The sequence below is a fragment of the Actinomadura sp. 7K507 genome (assembly GCF_004348425.1).
Classification (GTDB): Bacteria; Actinomycetota; Actinomycetes; order Streptosporangiales; family Streptosporangiaceae; genus Spirillospora.
The window spans coordinates 1-16,504 of sequence record NZ_SMKK01000028.1; the positions used below are offsets into that span (position 1 = coordinate 1).

Here is a 16,504-nt window from a genome sequence, read left to right on the forward strand (position 1 = left end):
GGGTCGGGTAGTCCTCGACGGGCAGCGTGAGGAGGCCGAACTCGGCGGGGCCGCAGCGGACCACGACCTCCGAGCCCTTCGTGAAGATATCCACAGGCTGTGGAGGAAGGTTCCGGACGATGTCGGACAGGAGCCGTCCGGGGACGAGGACGCGGCCCGGCTCGGTGACGGTGGCCTCGTCCCGGGCGCGGGCCGACACCTCGTAGTCGAACCCGGCCAGGGTCAGCTCTCCCTGGTCGGTGACCTCGATGAGCATGCCTGCCAGGACGGGGAGCGCGGGGCGTGAGGGCAGCGTCCGCGCCGCCCACGCCACGGCGTCGGCGAGGGTCTGGCGGTCGACTCGGAACTCCACCTTGATCTGCCTTTCCGCGACTGCTTGACCGGCGGGAAGCGGCCATGACAGGCACGTTATCCCCAGGGTCGGACAGTCAGAAGAGGGCGGCTTGGGTGGCGTGGGTCTCGCGTTCGAAGTCGAGGAGGTAGCGCTTGCGGTCGAGGCCGCCGCCGTAGCCGGTGAGGTCGCCTGTGGAGCCGATGACGCGGTGGCAGGGGACGATGATGCCGACGGGGTTCCGTCCGTTGGCGAGGCCGACGGCTCGGGACGCGGACGGCTTGCCCATCTCGACGGCGAGCTGGCCGTAGGTGGCGGTGTCTCCGTACGGAATCTCTTGGAGCAGTGCCCAGACGCGCTTCTGGAAGGGCGTTCCGTGGAGGGTGAGCGGCAGGTCGAACTCTGTCAGTTCGCCGGCGAAGTATGCGGAGAGCTGTTCGGCGACGGTCGCGAAGGGTTCGGTGTCAGGGTCGCCGGGTGCGCCGAAGGTCTCCTCGGCTGGACGGTGTCGCTGCACCTCCATGTAGAGGGCGGACAGGGCGCCGTCCAGGGCCACCAGTGTCAGTGGGCCTACGGGACTGTCCACGACGACGTGCGTCGGGTTCATGAGGGCGATCCTCTCTTGGTCAGGTTGCGGGGAGCAGGTTGATGGGGTGGTCGCCTGTGGCCCACAGGTATTGCACGGCATAGGCGCGCCAGGGACGCCATTGGGCGGCACGGCGAGTGAGGGCGGCAGGCGTCGAGGGGAGGTCGAGCGACTTGGCGGCGGCACGGATTCCCAGGTCGCCTGGGATGAACGCGTCGGGGTCACCGAGGGCGCGCATCGCGATCGTCTCGATGGTCCAGGGACCGAAGCCGGGGAGGGCGGACAAGCGCGCGCGGGCCTCCTCCCAATCGCTCCCTACACCGAGGTCGATCTCACCACTCGCGAGCGCGTCTACGAGCGTCATGAGCGTTGTGCGGCGGGTTTTCGGGAACGCGAGTGCTTCGGGGTCGAGCACCGCCAGGGCGGACGGGGTCGGGAACAGGTGGGTCAGTCCGCCGCCTGGGTCGTCGATGGGGTCGCCGTAGGCGGTGACCAGTCGTCCTGCATGGGTCCGGGCCGCCGCTGTCGACACCTGCTGGCCCAGGACCGCGCGCACGGCGAACTCGGGGGCGTCCACGGTGCGGGGGACGCGGCGTCCGGGTGCCTTGTCGACCAGCGGGGCGAGGGTGGCGTCGGTGCGGAGCAGGTCGTCCACGGCGACGGGGTCCGCGTCGAGGTCGAGCATCCAGCGGCAGCGGCTGATCGCGATGGCGAGGTCGCGCAGGTCGCTGAGGGTGAGCGTGCAGGCGACATGGTCGGGCCGGGGCCGGAGCGTGGCGATGCCGTGCCCGTGGGGGAGGCGCATCGTGCGGCGGAACGCGCCGTCCCGCCACTCCTCCACACCGGGGACGGCGGTTGCGGTGAGGTGGCCGAACAGGTTGTCGGGGCAGAGCGGCACCCGGAAAGGCAGGCGGAGCGAGAGTGCCCCTGACCCGGCGGGCGGGTGGCCCTTGGCGACACGGTCGCGCAGCGCGCTCGGGGTCAGCGCGAACACCTCGCGGACGGTGTCGTTGAAGGCGCGGATGCTGGCGAAGCCTGCCGCGAACGCGACATCGCCAATCGGGAGGGCCGTCGTTTCGATGAGGAGCCTCGCCGTCTGTGCACGCTGGGCTCGCGCTAGGGCGAGTGGGCCGGCGCCCAGTTCGGCGTTGAGCTGGCGTTCGATCTGGCGTGTGCTGTATCCGAGCCGCCCTGCGAGCCCGGGGACGCCCTCACGGTCGACGACACCGTCGGCGATGAGCCGCATCGCGCGGGCGACGACGTCCGCGCGGTGGTTCCATTCCGGTGATCCGGGGGTGGTGTCGGGCCGGCAGCGCTTGCAGGCACGGAAGCCGGCTTGCTGCGCAGCGGCGGCACTCGGATAGAAGCGCATGTTCTCAGGCTTGGGCGGCACTACAGGGCAGCTGGGGCGGCAGTAGATGCCGGTGGTGACGACCCCGGTGAAGAACCATCCGTCGAAGCGGGCGTCCTTCGCCTGGACGGCCCGCACGCACCTTTCCGCGTCTTCGTGCATGCCCTCCAGCATCACCGATGGTCACGCGATCCCACTGGCGAAAATCCGACATCATCCTCGCGCTGCATTTGCCGCTTGCCTGAACGTGTGTTTAGTATGCTGAACATGTGTTCAATGCTCGATGACCGGACGACCCGCGCCGTCATCCGCGACGAGGCGCTGCGGCTGTTCGCGGCGCGGGGCCCGGACGCGGTGACGGTACGGCAGGTCGCCGAGGCCGCCGGTGTCTCGGCGGCCCTGGTCATGCACCATTTCGGTTCGAAGGACGTGCTGCGCGAGAGTGTCGACCAGCACGTCCTGCAGATGTTCGACGGAATGCTCGGCGAACTGGCCGACGAGACCAATGCCGACCCCGGGTCACTGGCCAAGGCGGTGCTCCGGCACCTGCCGCCCGGCTCCCCCGTACCCGCGTATCTGCGGCGGCTCCTGCTCGGCGACGGCGAGCCTGGCCGGCGCCTGTTCCGGCGCTTGTACGACGTTGGCCGGGCCCAACTGGACACTATGGTCACCGCAGGCGAGGCGGATTCCGGCGACGATCCGGCCGTCCGCGCTGCGTTCCTGTTGGTCAACGACCTGTCCGTCTTCCTGCTGCGGGACCGTCTGACCGACGTGCTGGGTTCCGACCCCTTGTCGACCGAAGGCATGACCAGGTGGGCGGACGAGGCGATGACCATTTACGACAAGGGGCTAGGCGGAACGAGGTCAACACCATGACCGGCGGCCGAATCGACTGGGAAAGCACGTCGACGAAGCCGAGCTGGTTCCTCGGCAGTGGCGCCACCGGACCTGAACGCACCCTCGCTTACCTGGCCGGTGTGTTCGGCGCGGCCGTTCTGCTGTGGGCCGCCCGGGATCTGCCATGGCCCTGGTGGAAGTATCTGATCGGCGCAATCGTGGCGTACGACCTCGCCGGAGGGGTCGTCGCCAACGGGCTGAACGCCGTCAAGCGCTTCTACCATGGGCCGCTGCCGCTGCCGCCGACGCGCCTGAACCGGCTCCTGCACAACGAGATCGGGTTCGCCGCGTGCCACGTCCAGCCGATCGTGGTCGGCCTGCTGTTCGGCGGGCCGTGGTGGTGGGGACCCCTGTGGTACGCGTGGGCTCTGACCGGTGTCGTCCTCGTGGCACGCGCACCGCTCTACCTGGCCCGCCCGGTCGGGCTGTTCGCGGTCCTCGGCGGGGTGATGATCGCACCGTCGCTCTCCCATCCCGACGGCTTCGCCTGGCTGCCCGCCGCCCTGCTGATCAAGCTCGTCATCTCCCATGCCGTGCCCGAGGAGCCGTACGGACGATCCGCGCAGCGGCCATGACCTCCCAGGTAATCGATCTCCTGGCGCGGCGCTGGCAGCGTAGGGGCCACCGGGACGAACCCGGCCGATCAAATGGGAGTCACGACATGAGCGACATTCAGCAGCGGGTCGAGCGGTACCTGGCCATCTGGAACGAGACCGCCCCGGCCGCCCGGCGCGCCGCGATCGACGAAATGTGGACGGAGCAGCCCGTGTACGTCGACCCACTCGGCGTGGCCGAGGGACGGGACGCGATCGACGCCTTCGTCGGCGCGGCGCAGCAGCAGTTCCCCGGCATGGTCTTCCGCCCCGCGGGCACCGTGGACGCCCACCACAACATCGCCCGCTTCACCTGGGAGCTCGGCCCCGAGGGCGGCGAGGCGATCGTGGTCGGCTTCGATGTGGCGGTGTTCTCCGACGACGGCCGCTTCGACCGCGTCCACGGCTTCCTCGACAAGGTCCCCGCCTGACCCCACGGAGCGACCGGCGAGGACAGCGGGCAGGCGCGGCCCTTCAGGAACGGCGCAGGAACGTGCCGACGAGGGCCGCGCCCGCGAGGACGATCGCGGCGTTCACCGCCGTCGCGGTGTGGACGCCGCCGAGGACGGACGTGTTCGCGGTGGCCACGGCGCTCATCACGGGGATTCCGAGCGTGATCGCGACCTGCTGCGCCATGGTGGCGACGCCGGTCGCGAGGCCCTGGTCACCGTCCGGCAGCCCGGACGTCACGGTCCCCATGAACGCGACGATCGCGACGAGGTTCCCGAATCCGCCGATCGCGGTCGCGGCGAGCATCAGGGCGAGTCCGTCGCCCGACTCCCCGAGCCCCAGCAGCGCCGCCGTCGCCACCGCCTGCAGGACCAGTCCGGCGACCAGGGTGGCCCGGCCGCCGAACCGGCCCATGATCCGGGGGGCGGCCACGCCGCCGGCGAACGTCCCGGCGCCGAGGACGCCGAGCGCTAGCCCGGTGGTCAGCGGCGAGTACCCCAGCACTTTCTGCAGGTAGAGCGTCATGAGGAACACGAGCGACGTCTCAGTGGCGAACGCCACGAAACCGCCCACGCTGCCCCAGGAGACGGTCCGCCGCGTCAGGATCCTCAGCGGGGCGAGCGGGGCCGGCGACCGCCGCTCCACCAGGACGAACGCGACCAGCAGGACGGCCGCGGCGGCCAGCGCGCCGAGCGCGAGGGGGTCGCTCCAGCCCCGGGACCCGGCGGACGTGATCCCGTACACGAGGACGAGGAGGCCGCCGGTCACGGTCACGGCGCCGGGAATGTCGAGCTTCGCCCCGTCCCGCGAGCGGCTCTCGCCGACGACCACGGGCGTGACCGCGAGGATCAGCACCGCGACCGGCACATTGATCAGGAAGGCCCAGCGCCAGCTCAGCAGGTCCGTGAGCACCCCGCCGAGGATCGCGCCCACGGTGAACCCGGCGGACATCAGCGCGCCGCTGAGGCCGAGCGCCCGCGTCCGCAGCGGCCCTTCCGGGAAGGACGTGGTGATCAGCGACAGGGCGGCCGGTGTGGCGATCGCCGTGGCCAGGCCCTGGAGAACCCGTCCGGTCAGCAGCATCGCCGGTGACGCGGCGAATCCGCCGATCAGGGAGCCGACGGCCAGGAGGGCCATGCCCGCGAGCAGCATCCGGCGCCGTCCGAAAAGGTCGGCTACACGGCCGAACAGCAACGTGAATCCGGCGGCCGGAAGGGCGAACGCGGTCGCGATCCATTGCAGGTCGTCCAGGCCGAAGCCCAGTCCCCTGCCGACGACAGGGAGCGCCACGTTGAGGATGGAGAAGTCGATGGCGAGCATGAACTGCGCGCCGAGCAGAAGGGTCAATACCAGCTTGTGCCGGGAAGACATCCGCTCAGGAGGAGCGGAGACGTCCGTAGCGAGTGCGGTCATGGCAGAGACCCTCGCGCCGTAGAGCGCTGCTACCCAGCCCCCGCCCGTTCGTACCATCCGCAGTAGCAGGCTCCGCGACCGATTCGCCGCCGGATAGCCTCGGCGGCATGGCCCGCAACGTCGGACTCGGCGAATTCCTCAGGTCGCGGCGGGCGCGGCTGCGGCCCGAGGACGTCGGCGTCCCCTCCTACGGGGGCCGCCGCCGCGTGCCGGGGCTGCGGCGGGAGGAGCTGGCGCAGCTCGCCGGCGTCAGCGTCGCCTACTACATCCGGCTCGAACAGGGGACGGCCGACGGCGTGTCCACCGAGGTCCTGGACGCGATCTCGCGGGCGTTGCGGCTGGACGGCGACGAGCACACCCACCTTCACCGGCTCGCGCACCCGCCGCGCCGGACCCCGGCCACCGCGCCGCCACGCCTGCGGGCCCCGCTGCGGCATCTCCTCGACTCGATCACCCACGCGCCCGCGTACGTGGTCGGGCACCACACGAACGTGGTCGCGTGGAACCGTCTCACCGCCGCCGTTTTCGTCGACCTCGCGAACGTCCCGGCGGACGAGCGGACGTGGTCGCACCAGATCCACCTGAACGACGACTACAGGGCGCGCCTCGGGGACAACTGGCCCGCGGTCGCCCGGCGCAACGTCGCCTACCTGCGCTTCCGCGCGGGGGAGGACCCGGACGACCCGCGGCTCCGCGCCCTGGTCGACCGCCTGCGGGAGCGAAGCCCCGAATTCGGGCGGATGTGGTCGGCGCATCACGTGACGGACCTGACGCACGGCGAGGCCCGCATCGACCACCCGGAGGCCGGGCGGCTCGTCCTGCCGTTCGAGACCCTGCACCTGCCCGGCGATCCCGACCTCAGCCGCCTGATGCTCTACGCGGCCGAGCCGGGCTCCCCCTCGGAGAAGGCGCTTCGAAGGCTGGCGGAGACGTCGGCCCTCCGCTCCAGCGCCGACCTGGACGGCGGGACGTCGCCGACCGGTTCCACCGGCTGATCCGGTGGCATCTCCAGGACCCGGGCGTGCGCGGCGGCCACGTTCACGAGATGTGGGCGGTCAGGCTCCGCACGGCGTCGCCGCCGTTCTGGAAGTACGGCTCATCCGGTGCGCAGGCGCACCTCGCGATCCATGGTCAGCAAGACCGTGTTGACCAGGGCGACCGCGGCGAACGTGATCGCGAGCGCCGGTCGCGAAGCCCCACCATGCCAGGGCCGCGAAGGCCCCGATCTCCAGCAGGAAGGCCGTGCCCTCGTTCAGCACACGTAGGGCCGTTGGTAGTCGCACCAGCTGATTGTCCCCTCCGGAGCGCGGCGCCGCTACGGTACATCCTGTGGACCAGCTCACCTGGCAGGAGGACGGCCAGGCGCAGCACGTCCGCTGGCGGTCGGAGACCGGAGCGCCGCCGCCCCGCCGCGTCGTGGTCGCCGACGACGAGACGCGCGCGGACGACGCCTACCGGCTGGCCTGCGAGGGCACGGCTCTGCTGTGGCGTGGCGACTTCCAGAACGCGCGGCAACTCCTCACGGCGATGGCACGCCGGATCGACCGTCCTCCACGGCGACGCAGACGCAAGGCGGCGGAACCGTCCCAGGTACAGGCGTTCCACCTTCACCGCCAGGCACGTGCCCAGCGCGCGCGGACTCTCGCCATGCTCCTCATACCGTTCGATCCGGGCCACGTGATTCCGTTACGCCGCGCACCGGACGTGCAGGCGGCCTGCACCGAGGTGTACGGATCGGACGACCAGCCCTACGTGACGTCCCTACGTGAACTGCTCGGGCTGATCGGCGCCCACGAGTGGCGTGTGAAGGGCGTCCCGATCCGCGCGCTCGGCGGCGACCGGATCCACCCGCACTACGGCGTCTTCTCACCGGTCAGAGGGGAGTACGTCGACATGGTCGGCGCATCGCCACTGCCATCGACGACATCAGCCTTCGACATCGGCACCGGGACAGGTGTCCTCGCGGCTGTACTGGCGCGTCGCGGCATCCAACGCGTCATCGCCACAGACCACGACCCGCGCGCACTTGCATGCGCCCAGGAGAACCTCGACCGACTGGCCGTGTCGAAGCAGGTCGACCTCGTCCAGGCCGACCTCTTCCCAGAGGGCCGGGCCGGGCTCGTCGTCTGCAACCCGCCCTGGGTGCCCGCCAAACCCAGCTCGTCCCTCGAACGCGCCGTCTACGACCCTGGCGCCCAGATGCTCCGCGGCTTCCTCGACGGCCTCACCGGACACCTGGAGCCGGCGGGTGAAGGCTGGCTGATCATGTCCGATCTGGCCGAGCACCTGGGCCTGCGCCCCCGGGGCGGCCTCCTCGCGATGTTCGAGTCGTCCGGACTGACGGTCGCGGGCCGCCTCGACACCCGGCCTGCCCACCCGCGCGCCACCGACCCCGACGACCCCCTCCACGCCGCCCGCGCCGCCGAAACGACCACCCTCTGGCGGCTCAGGCGTGGCTTCGATGGGCGGTCTCCGGGCCGATGACGCGGAGGAGCTCCAGGGCGTCGACGCCGGCGGTCCCGGGCGGCGGGGTGAAGACGGTCAGCCGCTGATCCTCGGCGGGGGTCAGCAGGACCTCCGCGTCGAACTCGATGGCGCCGATCTCCGGATGCAGGACCTTCATGCGGCTGGTGCGGCGCACGGCGACCTCGTGCCGCCGCCAGCGCCGCGCGAACTCCTCGCTGGCGTCGCGCAGGCGTCCGACCAGGGCGGACGCGGCGGCGTCGTTGCCCCGGCGGGCGACGGCGGCGCGCAGGTCGGCGACGTGCAGGCGGCTGTAGCGGTCATAATCGTCCTCCGGGTACGCCTCGCGGACGAGCGGATCGGTGAACCACCGCCACACGATGTTGCGGTCCCCCTCCTCGACCGTGCAGACGCAGCCGAACAGGAACTCGGCCATCGCGTTCATCGCGAGGACGTCTCCCAGGTCGCCGATGATCTGCGCGGGCGTCTCATGGAGCCGGTCCAGCAGATACAGCAGGCCGGGCCGGACGTGCTCGCCCGCGAACGGCCCGGCGGGCGGCCGGTGCCCGGCGAGGACGTACAGATGGTCGCGTTCGTCGCCGGTCAGCCGGAGCGCGCGGGCGAGCGCACCGAGCAGCTGTGTGGACGGCTGCGGGCTCCGCGCCTGCTCGAGACGCATGTAGTAGTCGGCGGACATGCCCGCGAGCTGCGAAACCTCCTCCCGGCGCAGCCCCGGCGTGCGGCGGCGCGGCCCCGCCGCCAGGCCGACCTCCCGGGGACGGAGCCGCTCCCTCGATCGGCGCAGGAAATCGGCGAGCTGGCGGCGGTCCATGTCCATGACGTCAATGATCCGTCATCGCCGGGCACCGAGCCTGGGATCGCTTGTCCTAGCCAGAGCGGTCCGCTCCTCATCGACCGGCCGCGCTGGCAGCGTCGGAGCCATGACGAAACTCACCGTCGGAAACACACACATCACCTACCGGACCACGGGTTCCGGTCCAGCTCTGGTCCTCGTCCACGGCGTGGGGCCCGGATCGGCCATGTGGGACGAGCCCGCCGGCCGCCTCTCCGGCCGCAACACCGTGGTCCTGCCCGACCTCGCGAACTCGACACCGGCCACGTGGCGATGGCGGAACGACCTGACGAGTTCGAGAAGCTCGTGCGGGGCTTCCTCGACAGGCCATAGGCGGCCCGGGGTTACTCGGCGCGCGCGCAGAGCACGATGGAGGGCATGCGTCCCATCGATCAGCAGACCATCCTCATCACCGGCGCGACCGACGGCCTAGGGCGGGCACTGGCGGTGCGGCTGGCCGCCGAGGGCGCGACCATCCTGGTCCACGGCCGCGACGACCAGCGCGGCAGAGCGGTGCTGCGGGAACTCGGCGGCCGCGCGTCCTGGTACCGGGCCGACCTGTCGTCGCTCGCCGAGACCCGCGCGTTCGCCGAGGCGGTCTGCGCCGACCATTCACGCCTGGACGTGCTGGTCAACAACGCCGGCATCGGCGGCCCCGGGTCGCGCCGGAAGAGCGCGGACGACCACGAGCTGACACTCCAGGTGAACTACCTCTCCGGATACCTGCTCACCCGGCTGCTGCTGCCCACCCTCATCTCCTCGGCGCCGTCGCGGATCGTCAACGTCAGCAGCCTCGGCCAGCAACCGATCGACTTCGACGACGTCATGATCAGCGATGGTTACGGCGCGACCCGGGCCTACAGCCAGAGCAAACTCGCCCAGATCCTGTTCACCTTCGACCTCGCCGACGAACTGGCCGGGACCGACGTCACCGCGAACGCACTGCACCCGGCCACCTACATGCCGACCAAGATGGTCCCCTCGCCGATCAGCACCCTGGAGGAAGGCGTCCACGCGACGTACCGTCTCGTCACGGACGCGGCCTTGGGCGATGTCTCCGGCCGCTTCTACAACGGCCTCGAAGAGGCCCGTGCGGACGCCCAGGCATACGACCCCGAGGCCCGCGCCCGCCTCCGCACCGTCTCCGACGAACTCACCGCACCCTGACGCCGTCGGCCGGCGCCATGGCATGAGTGTGGGGCGCGGCCTGGAATCCGGCCACGCCCCACGGAGATGGCCGCTAGTTCTGGCGGGGCGGGCCCAGCGGGGCCTCAGTGCTGTCGGCCAGGGCGCAGTCCGCGACCGGGGCGGCGGAGACACGTCCCCAGATACCGGCGACCTTCGTCCCCTTGGCGTCGCCGATGCTGAACTCCAGGACGGCCGTCTGGCCGGGCTTGACGGCCCGCGGGTCGATCCTGAACGAGCCGGCCGATGTCGAGGGCGCGACCAAGGGCGCCTGCTCCCTGGGCAGGAAGTTCAGGCTGCGCGGCTGCGGGTGGCACCGCTTGCCCATGGGGATGTAGTCGACGACGGCGTTGAGACCGCGGTCCCTCAGATCGGCCTGAAGCTTCTTGGGGTCCTTGGCCTCGTTGATGGTGATCTGGATCGTGCCGTCGCCCTTCTCGGTGATGGCGTACGCCTGTCCGCCCCCGCCGAGGAGCAGCGGGGCGGCCATGGCTGCGGCGGCGGCCACCGGAACGAGCGCGGCGCGGCGCGCCACCCGCCGGCGCCGGCCGGCGCGGGCATCGCGGTTGATCTCACTCATCACGAACTCCTTGAGGTGCCGGGCCCGGTCCTCGGGGAGCCCGGGCTCCACCGGGAACGGCAGCAGCCGTTCCAGTTCCTCGCGTTCGCCCGCGTTCATCGGTTCCCCTCCCTTGTCGACCGGACGGATATGCGGTCACCTCTTTCCTGTCGTTGCGGTGGCGGTAGTTCCCCCTTGGCCACGAGGTCCTCCAGCCTCCGCCGCGCCCTGGACAGGCGTGAACGGACCGTGCCCACGGGCACGCCGAGCGCCTCGGCCGCCTCGGCGTACTCCAGGCCCGACCAGACGACCAGGGCGAAGACCTCCCGCTCGCGGCGGTGCAGCAGCCCGAGGGCGTGCCGTACCGCCGCCAGCCGCGCGGCGTCGTCGATGCGGGCGGCGACCTCGTCGGCGAAGTCGGGCACGGCGCCGCTCCCGGGCGACCGGGCGGGGAGCCGCTCGTGCTTGCGGTCGGCGCGCCGGACGTTGCGCGCCACGTTGGTGGCGATGCCCAGCAGCCAGGGGCGCAGCGATCCGCCGTCGGGATCGATGCGGTGGCGGAGCCGCCACGCCTCCAGGAAGGTGAGGGACAGGACGTCCTCGGCGGCCGAGCGGTCTCCCGTCAGCCGGAAGGCGTGAGCGTGGACGCTGCGCGCGAACTCGGTGAAGAGCCGTTCGAACGCCTCGGCGTCACCGTCACGTACTCGGGCCCGTATTGACATATCCACACACAGGTACTGTCGCGAGGGCCGCCCGGGTTCCCGGAAAGCGGGCGCCGTGAACGTGGCGGCCCAAGGACGCGATGCGTGCTGCTGACTATGGTCGGCGCCCCAGGTAGGCGGCCAGGCGGGTATAGACGTCGGCGTCGTCAGGCACCGGTACGACCGGGCTGAACGGGCCCTGCTCACTGCGGGCCTCTGGCGGGGCGAATTTCGAGAATGCCTCGAGTGCCTGCGCGGCAAGGTCGGGGTCGAGTTCGGCGAGCCGCCGGGTGGCATGCGCGAGGTCCCAGGAATGAACCGTGAACTCGTGGGTGTAGGCCTCGAGAGCAGCCCGGCCGGGCATCGTGGCCCACGGCAGCTCGACCATCCGGTCTAGCTTCTCGTCGTCGGCCCACACCTGCTCGACCTCGCTTCGGGCCCGGGTGAATGCGCTTGCCCAGCCGTCGTCGGCGATGCCGTCGAGCACATCGGGGAGGTCGCGCGCATCGCCTCCGGTGCCGATGCGGGCGAGCTTGTGCAGCACCGCGACCACATGCCCGAGCAGCGCGCGAACGTCGTAATCGGCACAGGGAGTCCGGTTACTGAGTTCCTCGGGGCTTACCGCCGCGACCTGCTGCCCGGCTTGATCAAGTGCCCGGGTGAAGATCGGCCGCGGGTCATGGGCCGGCTCTGTTGTCATGACCAGGAGCCTAGGAGGACCCACCGACAGGGCAGCGACCAGCGGTGAGTGATCGCGGCGCGCCTGCGCGAGCGAGATGGCCAGAACACCCGGCGAGGTGATGTCGAGACGGCCGGGTCGGCTCCGACCTCCTGGTAACGGCGCCCGAGGGCGGCGCCGATGAATCGAAGGAGCACTCAGATGTCCAAGGTTCGTGTCCACAACTTCGCGATCTCGCTGGATGGCTTCGCCACCGGCGCCGATCAGGGCCCGAACGCCCCGTTCGGTCACGCCGGCGAACGCCTGCACGAGTGGATGTTCGCCACCCGGTTCTGGTACGAGATGGGCGGCGCCCAAGGCGGCAGCGCCGGCGCCGACCACGCGTTCGCCGCGATGCACGAGCCCGGCATCGGCGCCGAGATCATGGGAGCCGGCAAGTTCGGCCCGCCCGGCTGGCAGGACGACCCCGACCACAAGGGCCCGTGGGGCGACAACCCGCCGTTCCACACGCCGGTCTTCGTCCTCACCCACCGGCCGCGCCCCTCGATCGAGATGGAGGGCGGCACCACGTTCCACTTCCTGGACGCGTCCCCCGCCGAGGCACTCCAGACGGCCCGCGAGGCGGCCGGCGGCCAGGACGTGCGCCTGGGCGGCGGCCCCACAGTGGTACGCGACTTCCTCACCGAAGGCCTGGTCGACCACATGCACCTGGTCCAGGTCCCGATCCTGCTAGGCCGAGGCGTCCGCCTCTGGGACGGCCTGGAATCACTGGAAGAGGCCTACGACATCGAGACGGTCTCCACCCCCAGCCGCGTCACCCACCTGACCTTCACCGCCAAGACCCGCTGACCACAAAGGCAGCCGACCCGCAGGGGACCAGCCAGGCCCCCTGCGGTCACCGGCCCTCCGCAAGCACGGATAGATCCGGGTCCGCCGGGCGATGATCATCCAGGCGTCGGCGGCCGGAACACCGGCCCCGGCCATCGCCCGCCTGGTCGCCGCTCACGAAGACACCGTCCGCGACGTGATCCACGACTTCAACCAGCGGGGACTGGCCTGCCTGGACCCTGACTGGGCGGGAGGCCGTCCCCGCCGCATCACCGATGATGACATCGCGTTCATCATCCAGACGGCCACCACGCGTCCGGCCAAGCTCGGTCGGCCGTTCACCTGCTGGAGCGTCCGCAAACTCGCCGATCACCTCGCAGGCCACAGCGACCGGAAGATCCGGCTCGGGCGGGAGCGGCTGCGGCAACTCCTGCACGAGCATGGGGTCACCTTCAGCGCACCCGCACCTGGAAGACCTCCAACGATTTCGACTTCGACGCCAAGCTGGACCGTATCGAGGAGGTCACGACCCGGTTCCCGGGCCGGTGTTTCGCCTTCGACCAGTTCGGGCCGCTGTCCATCCGTCCCTGTCACGGTTCGGGCTGGGCTGAGCGAGGCCGCCCCGACCGGTTGCCGGCGACCTACCGCCGCACCCATAGGGTCCGCTACTTCCACGGCTGCTATTCGCTCGGCGATGACACCCTGTGGGGCCTCACCCGCCGCCGCAAGAGCGGCGCCAACACCTTGGCGGTGCTGAAGTCCATCCGCGCCGCCCGCCCGGACGGCGCCCCGATCTACGTGGTCCTGGACAACCTGTCGGCGAACAAGACCCCGCAAATCAGGGACTGGGCGGCCCGCAACAAGGTCGAACTGTGCCTCACTCCCACCTATGCCTCGTGGGCCAACCCGATCGAGGCGCAGTTCGGGCCGCTGCGCACCTTCGTGATGGGCAACTCCAACCATCCCAACCACACCGTGCTGGCGTGGGAGATCCAGGGCTACCTGCGCTGGCGCAACGCCAACGCCCGTCACCCCGACGTGCTGGCCGCCCAGCGCCGCGAACGCGCCAGAGTCCGCAGCGAACGCAGGCAGCGCTGGGGACGTCCCCGCTCCAAGGCCGCATGACCAGACCCGGCAAACGTTCGTGGTCACCGCACTAGGTGATCCGCAGTCCATCGGGTGAAGGTACTAGCCAAATTTGGTTAATGCCCACCCTGCCGGTTACCCTTTCGAGGAAGCTAGCCAAATTTGGTCAGCTACCCCGTCGAGAGGATCTGATGAATCCCGTACGGCTGCTGGTACTGGGAGCCCTGCGCAGGCGTGGGCGAGCGCACGGCTACCGGGTCCGTGCGGACCTGGAGTCGTGGGGCGCGCACGAGTGGTCCACCGCCACGTCCGGCTCGGTGTACCACGCGCTCAAGAGCATGGCCGGTCAGGGCCTGCTCAGTTCGTACGCGACCGTGCCCTCGGAGGCCGGTGGGCCGCCGCGAATCGAGTACGAGCTGACCGGCGAGGGCGAGAGCGAGTACTTCGTCCTGCTGCGCCGGGCCCTGGCCGACCGCGAGCCGTCCCTCGACGTGCTGGGCGCCGCCGTCGGCCTGATCGAGGACCTCCCCCGCGAGGAGGCCCTGCGGATCCTGCGGGAGCGGGCCATGGCGATGGACGAGTGGCGCGCGAGCATCACCGAGCATCTGCCCGCCGGCACCGACCTGGAGACCTGGGGACCGGTGGGCGAGGTGCTGTCCCTGTGGCTGAGCACCGCCGACGCCGGCGCCCGATGGACCCGCCGCCTGATCGGGCGCCTGGAGGAGGGTGCGTTCACCATGGCCGGCGAGAACCCCGCTCCCGCGACGGAAGGTAAGTGACGATGGCAGGCGAGATCACCGTGCCGCTGCTGCCCTGCCGGGACATCGACGAGATCGCCGAGTTCTACACCATGCTCGGCTTCACCCGCACGTACCGCCAGGTCCGCCCCAACCCGTACGCCGCGTTCGAACGGGACGACCTCCAGTTGCACTTCTTCGGCATGCCGGACTTCGTTCCCGAGGACTCCTACGGGACCTGCCTGGTCCGCGTCCCTGACACCCGGGAGCTGTTCGATGCGTTCGCGGCCGGGATGCGCGAGGTCCACGGCAGGCTGCTGGTCTCCGGGATTCCCCGGATGACCAGGCCGCGCAAGCGGCGGAACTCCGGGAACCACTCCGGCTTCACCGTCATCGACCCGGGCGGGAACTGGATCCGGATCATGGCCGCCCGCCCGGCCGCCGGGGACGCGGACTCGGCCGCCCCCGGCAGGCTCGCCACGTCCCTGAGCAGGGCGGTCGTCATGGGCGACTCCCACGGCAAGCACGTCCGGGCAGCCCAGATCCTGGACGACGCGCTCGAACGCGACAAGGACACCGCCCCACCGGCCGAGGTCGTCGAAGCGCTCGCCTACCGTGCCGAACTCGCGCTCCGCGCCGAGGATCGCGCCGCGGCCGGGGACGCGCTCGTCCGGGCCCGCGCGATCATCCTCTCCGGAGCCGAACGCGACCGGGTCACCGACGCCCTGGCATCCCTCACCGACGTGGAGAGGGTGCTCGACTCGGGCGGCTAGCGCGGTGGCAACAACCGCCCGGAGCCGGTGAACGTATGTGGTCACCGCACTGGCTCCCAGACGACGAGCCGCCCTACGTAGTCATCGGTGATCCCCCACTCGGCGAACCGGTCGGCGAGAAATCGCCGCGCCAGCCGCGGAGCCTCCTCCGTGGGATCGAGAACGAGTTCGGGTACCTCGGAGACGAGTGCAGTACGCATCGCCACACCTCGACAAAGCTTGGGAGACGGGCGGCGTCTTCGCTCTCCTGGTCTGGTATGCCAGCATCGGCCACGATCCGCAATGGCTGGCCCAGCTCTCGACCTTCGAACAGCGAGCGCGCATCGTCCGAATCTTCGAGCCACTGATCTCGGGTCTACTTCAGACCGAAGAGTACGCCCGAGCGCTCCTGACCGGCGGAGGCGTGCCCGACCCCGAACCATCCGTCGCTGAGCGGATGGAAAGAAAGGACGTCATCGACCGGGCGTTCGTCATGGTCCTGCTCAGCGAGGCCACATTGCGGTGGCCGGTCGGGAGTCCCCGGATCATGCGGGAGCAGCTCGCCCACCTTCTCGAGGTCGCCGAACGGCCGAACGTCGTCGTACACGTGATCCCGCAGACCCTCCAGACCGGCGCGTATCCGGGGCTGGACGGCGGCGTGAAGCTCGTCACCGGGGATGATTTCGGCGAAGTGGTCTACACCGAGTCACTTGGTGGCGGACGGCTTATATCGTCTCCAGTAGAGGTCGCGGAGTACGGGATCCTGTTCGCGCGGATCAGCGCGAAGGCTCTCCCCGAACACCAGTCAAAGGACCTGATCACGAAGGCTATGGAGGCGTTCAGTGACGACAACGTGGCGCAAGAGCACGCACAGCGGAACGCAAGCCGGAAGTGACTGCGTGGAGATCGGCCGCCTCCCCGAGACGATCGCCTTCCGTGACTCCAAGGACCCGGACGGGCCGAAGCTGGTCATGGGACGCGGCGAGTTCACGGCCCTTGTGGAGGCGCTGAAGCGCTCATCCTTCGAACTACGTTGAAAC

21 protein-coding genes and 1 pseudogene are annotated in these 16,504 nt (G+C 70.5%); 13 read left to right on the forward strand and 9 right to left on the reverse strand.

Going from position 1 to position 16,504, the window contains the following annotated elements:
* From E1285_RS09090 to E1285_RS09100, 3 genes are all read right to left on the reverse strand, one after another.
* Window positions 1-352 (reverse strand): DNA polymerase III subunit beta (locus E1285_RS09090; RefSeq protein WP_279509991.1); only part of this gene is annotated, 352 nt, incomplete at its 3' end.
* A gap of 76 nt (window positions 353-428) precedes the next feature.
* The gene (locus E1285_RS09095; protein ID WP_132150077.1) at window positions 429-938 is read right to left on the reverse strand and encodes a methylated-DNA--[protein]-cysteine S-methyltransferase; all 510 of its coding nucleotides are present in this window, start codon (window positions 936-938) and stop codon (window positions 429-431) included.
* A gap of 19 nt (window positions 939-957) precedes the next feature.
* Window positions 958-2,430: a DNA-3-methyladenine glycosylase 2 family protein gene (locus tag E1285_RS09100; protein ID WP_132150079.1), complete on the reverse strand. Its 1,473-nt coding sequence runs from the start codon at window positions 2,428-2,430 to the stop codon at window positions 958-960.
* A gap of 114 nt (window positions 2,431-2,544) precedes the next feature.
* On the opposite strand from E1285_RS09100, the gene E1285_RS09105 reads away from it, so the two are divergent.
* The 3 genes from E1285_RS09105 (at window position 2,545) to E1285_RS09115 (ending at window position 4,189) form a co-directional block, all read left to right on the forward strand.
* Complete coding sequence (locus E1285_RS09105; protein WP_243722656.1) at window positions 2,545-3,144, forward strand: TetR/AcrR family transcriptional regulator; 600 nt, start codon at window positions 2,545-2,547, stop codon at window positions 3,142-3,144.
* Window positions 3,141-3,740: a hypothetical protein gene (locus tag E1285_RS09110; protein ID WP_132150083.1), complete on the forward strand. Its 600-nt coding sequence runs from the start codon at window positions 3,141-3,143 to the stop codon at window positions 3,738-3,740. Before E1285_RS09105 ends, E1285_RS09110 begins: the two co-directional genes overlap by 4 nt.
* Before the next feature lie 86 nt (window positions 3,741-3,826).
* Window positions 3,827-4,189 (forward strand): nuclear transport factor 2 family protein, encoded by a 363-nt coding sequence (locus E1285_RS09115; protein ID WP_132150085.1) that lies wholly within the window; start codon window positions 3,827-3,829, stop codon window positions 4,187-4,189.
* A gap of 43 nt (window positions 4,190-4,232) precedes the next feature.
* Here E1285_RS09115 and E1285_RS09120 read toward each other — a convergent pair whose 3' ends face one another.
* Window positions 4,233-5,621: an MFS transporter gene (locus E1285_RS09120; protein ID WP_207946491.1), complete on the reverse strand. Its 1,389-nt coding sequence runs from the start codon at window positions 5,619-5,621 to the stop codon at window positions 4,233-4,235.
* A gap of 107 nt (window positions 5,622-5,728) precedes the next feature.
* Between E1285_RS09120 and E1285_RS09125 the strand changes: the two genes are divergently transcribed.
* Together E1285_RS09125 and E1285_RS09130 are read left to right on the forward strand one after the other, a co-directional pair.
* Window positions 5,729-6,616 (forward strand): helix-turn-helix domain-containing protein, encoded by an 888-nt coding sequence (locus E1285_RS09125; RefSeq protein ID WP_132150087.1) that lies wholly within the window; start codon window positions 5,729-5,731, stop codon window positions 6,614-6,616.
* A gap of 334 nt (window positions 6,617-6,950) precedes the next feature.
* The gene (locus E1285_RS09130) at window positions 6,951-8,105 is read left to right on the forward strand and encodes a class I SAM-dependent methyltransferase (protein ID WP_132150089.1); all 1,155 of its coding nucleotides are present in this window, start codon (window positions 6,951-6,953) and stop codon (window positions 8,103-8,105) included.
* Here E1285_RS09130 and E1285_RS09135 read toward each other — a convergent pair.
* The gene (locus E1285_RS09135) at window positions 8,068-8,922 is read right to left on the reverse strand and encodes a helix-turn-helix transcriptional regulator (RefSeq protein WP_243722657.1); all 855 of its coding nucleotides are present in this window, start codon (window positions 8,920-8,922) and stop codon (window positions 8,068-8,070) included. The genes E1285_RS09130 and E1285_RS09135 overlap by 38 nt on opposite strands.
* A 393-nt stretch (window positions 8,923-9,315) precedes the next feature.
* Between E1285_RS09135 and E1285_RS09140 the strand changes: the two genes are divergently transcribed.
* The gene (locus E1285_RS09140) at window positions 9,316-10,104 is read left to right on the forward strand and encodes an SDR family NAD(P)-dependent oxidoreductase (RefSeq protein WP_132150091.1); all 789 of its coding nucleotides are present in this window, start codon (window positions 9,316-9,318) and stop codon (window positions 10,102-10,104) included.
* Between the two features lie 73 nt (window positions 10,105-10,177).
* Here E1285_RS09140 and E1285_RS09145 read toward each other — a convergent pair whose 3' ends face one another.
* From E1285_RS09145 to E1285_RS09155, 3 genes are all read right to left on the reverse strand, one after another.
* Window positions 10,178-10,801: a hypothetical protein gene (locus E1285_RS09145; protein ID WP_132150093.1), complete on the reverse strand. Its 624-nt coding sequence runs from the start codon at window positions 10,799-10,801 to the stop codon at window positions 10,178-10,180.
* Window positions 10,798-11,403, reverse strand: a complete 606-nt coding sequence (locus E1285_RS09150; protein ID WP_132150159.1) for an RNA polymerase sigma factor — start codon at window positions 11,401-11,403, stop codon at window positions 10,798-10,800. Before E1285_RS09150 ends, E1285_RS09145 begins: the two co-directional genes overlap by 4 nt.
* A gap of 94 nt (window positions 11,404-11,497) precedes the next feature.
* Window positions 11,498-12,082 carry a TIGR03086 family metal-binding protein gene (locus tag E1285_RS09155; protein ID WP_132150095.1) on the reverse strand — a complete coding sequence of 195 codons (585 nt, stop codon included), beginning with the start codon at window positions 12,080-12,082 and terminating at the stop codon, window positions 11,498-11,500.
* A gap of 180 nt (window positions 12,083-12,262) precedes the next feature.
* On the opposite strand from E1285_RS09155, the gene E1285_RS09160 reads away from it, so the two are divergent.
* The 5 genes and pseudogenes from E1285_RS09160 (at window position 12,263) to E1285_RS09175 (ending at window position 15,485) form a co-directional block, all read left to right on the forward strand.
* Complete coding sequence (locus E1285_RS09160; RefSeq protein WP_132150097.1) at window positions 12,263-12,910, forward strand: dihydrofolate reductase family protein; 648 nt, start codon at window positions 12,263-12,265, stop codon at window positions 12,908-12,910.
* 91 nt (window positions 12,911-13,001) lie between these two features.
* A pseudogene (locus tag E1285_RS47200) lies at window positions 13,002-13,259 on the forward strand (helix-turn-helix domain-containing protein); the annotation flags it as partial.
* Between the two features lie 209 nt (window positions 13,260-13,468).
* Window positions 13,469-14,014 (forward strand): transposase, encoded by a 546-nt coding sequence (locus E1285_RS47205; RefSeq protein WP_243722664.1) that lies wholly within the window; start codon window positions 13,469-13,471, stop codon window positions 14,012-14,014.
* 152 nt (window positions 14,015-14,166) lie between these two features.
* Window positions 14,167-14,754, forward strand: a complete 588-nt coding sequence (locus E1285_RS09170) for a PadR family transcriptional regulator (protein WP_132150099.1) — start codon at window positions 14,167-14,169, stop codon at window positions 14,752-14,754.
* A 2-nt stretch (window positions 14,755-14,756) separates the two neighbouring features.
* Window positions 14,757-15,485, forward strand: coding sequence for a VOC family protein (locus E1285_RS09175; RefSeq protein WP_132150101.1), 729 nt, complete (start codon window positions 14,757-14,759; stop codon window positions 15,483-15,485).
* A gap of 41 nt (window positions 15,486-15,526) precedes the next feature.
* Here E1285_RS09175 and E1285_RS45435 read toward each other — a convergent pair whose 3' ends face one another.
* The gene (locus E1285_RS45435; protein ID WP_165966527.1) at window positions 15,527-15,685 is read right to left on the reverse strand and encodes a hypothetical protein; all 159 of its coding nucleotides are present in this window, start codon (window positions 15,683-15,685) and stop codon (window positions 15,527-15,529) included.
* On the opposite strand from E1285_RS45435, the gene E1285_RS09180 reads away from it, so the two are divergent.
* A complete protein-coding gene (locus E1285_RS09180; RefSeq protein ID WP_132150103.1) occupies window positions 15,673-16,359 on the forward strand; it encodes a DUF5753 domain-containing protein in 687 nt (228 codons plus the stop codon). The two genes, E1285_RS45435 and E1285_RS09180, sit on opposite strands and share 13 nt — an antisense overlap.
* A gap of 4 nt (window positions 16,360-16,363) precedes the next feature.
* Window positions 16,364-16,501, forward strand: a complete 138-nt coding sequence (locus E1285_RS09185) for a DUF397 domain-containing protein (RefSeq protein WP_347814067.1) — start codon at window positions 16,364-16,366, stop codon at window positions 16,499-16,501.
* The last annotated feature ends 3 nt before the right edge of the window (window positions 16,502-16,504 follow it).

Coding starts and splice junctions, on each gene's coding strand:
- E1285_RS09095 (WP_132150077.1), bottom strand. CDS start 938: ATGAACCCGACGCACGTCGTCGTGGACAGTCCCGTAGGCCCACTGACA.
- E1285_RS09100 (WP_132150079.1), bottom strand. CDS start 2,430: ATGCACGAAGACGCGGAAAGGTGCGTGCGGGCCGTCCAGGCGAAGGAC.
- E1285_RS09105 (WP_243722656.1), top strand. CDS start 2,545: ATGCTCGATGACCGGACGACCCGCGCCGTCATCCGCGACGAGGCGCTG.
- E1285_RS09110 (WP_132150083.1), top strand. CDS start 3,141: ATGACCGGCGGCCGAATCGACTGGGAAAGCACGTCGACGAAGCCGAGC.
- E1285_RS09115 (WP_132150085.1), top strand. CDS start 3,827: ATGAGCGACATTCAGCAGCGGGTCGAGCGGTACCTGGCCATCTGGAAC.
- E1285_RS09120 (WP_207946491.1), bottom strand. CDS start 5,621: ATGACCGCACTCGCTACGGACGTCTCCGCTCCTCCTGAGCGGATGTCT.
- E1285_RS09125 (WP_132150087.1), top strand. CDS start 5,729: ATGGCCCGCAACGTCGGACTCGGCGAATTCCTCAGGTCGCGGCGGGCG.
- E1285_RS09135 (WP_243722657.1), bottom strand. CDS start 8,922: ATGGACATGGACCGCCGCCAGCTCGCCGATTTCCTGCGCCGATCGAGG.
- E1285_RS09140 (WP_132150091.1), top strand. CDS start 9,316: ATGCGTCCCATCGATCAGCAGACCATCCTCATCACCGGCGCGACCGAC.
- E1285_RS09145 (WP_132150093.1), bottom strand. CDS start 10,801: ATGAACGCGGGCGAACGCGAGGAACTGGAACGGCTGCTGCCGTTCCCG.
- E1285_RS09150 (WP_132150159.1), bottom strand. CDS start 11,403: ATGTCAATACGGGCCCGAGTACGTGACGGTGACGCCGAGGCGTTCGAA.
- E1285_RS09155 (WP_132150095.1), bottom strand. CDS start 12,082: ATGACAACAGAGCCGGCCCATGACCCGCGGCCGATCTTCACCCGGGCA.
- E1285_RS09160 (WP_132150097.1), top strand. CDS start 12,263: ATGTCCAAGGTTCGTGTCCACAACTTCGCGATCTCGCTGGATGGCTTC.
- E1285_RS09170 (WP_132150099.1), top strand. CDS start 14,167: ATGAATCCCGTACGGCTGCTGGTACTGGGAGCCCTGCGCAGGCGTGGG.
- E1285_RS09175 (WP_132150101.1), top strand. CDS start 14,757: ATGGCAGGCGAGATCACCGTGCCGCTGCTGCCCTGCCGGGACATCGAC.
- E1285_RS45435 (WP_165966527.1), bottom strand. CDS start 15,685: ATGCGTACTGCACTCGTCTCCGAGGTACCCGAACTCGTTCTCGATCCC.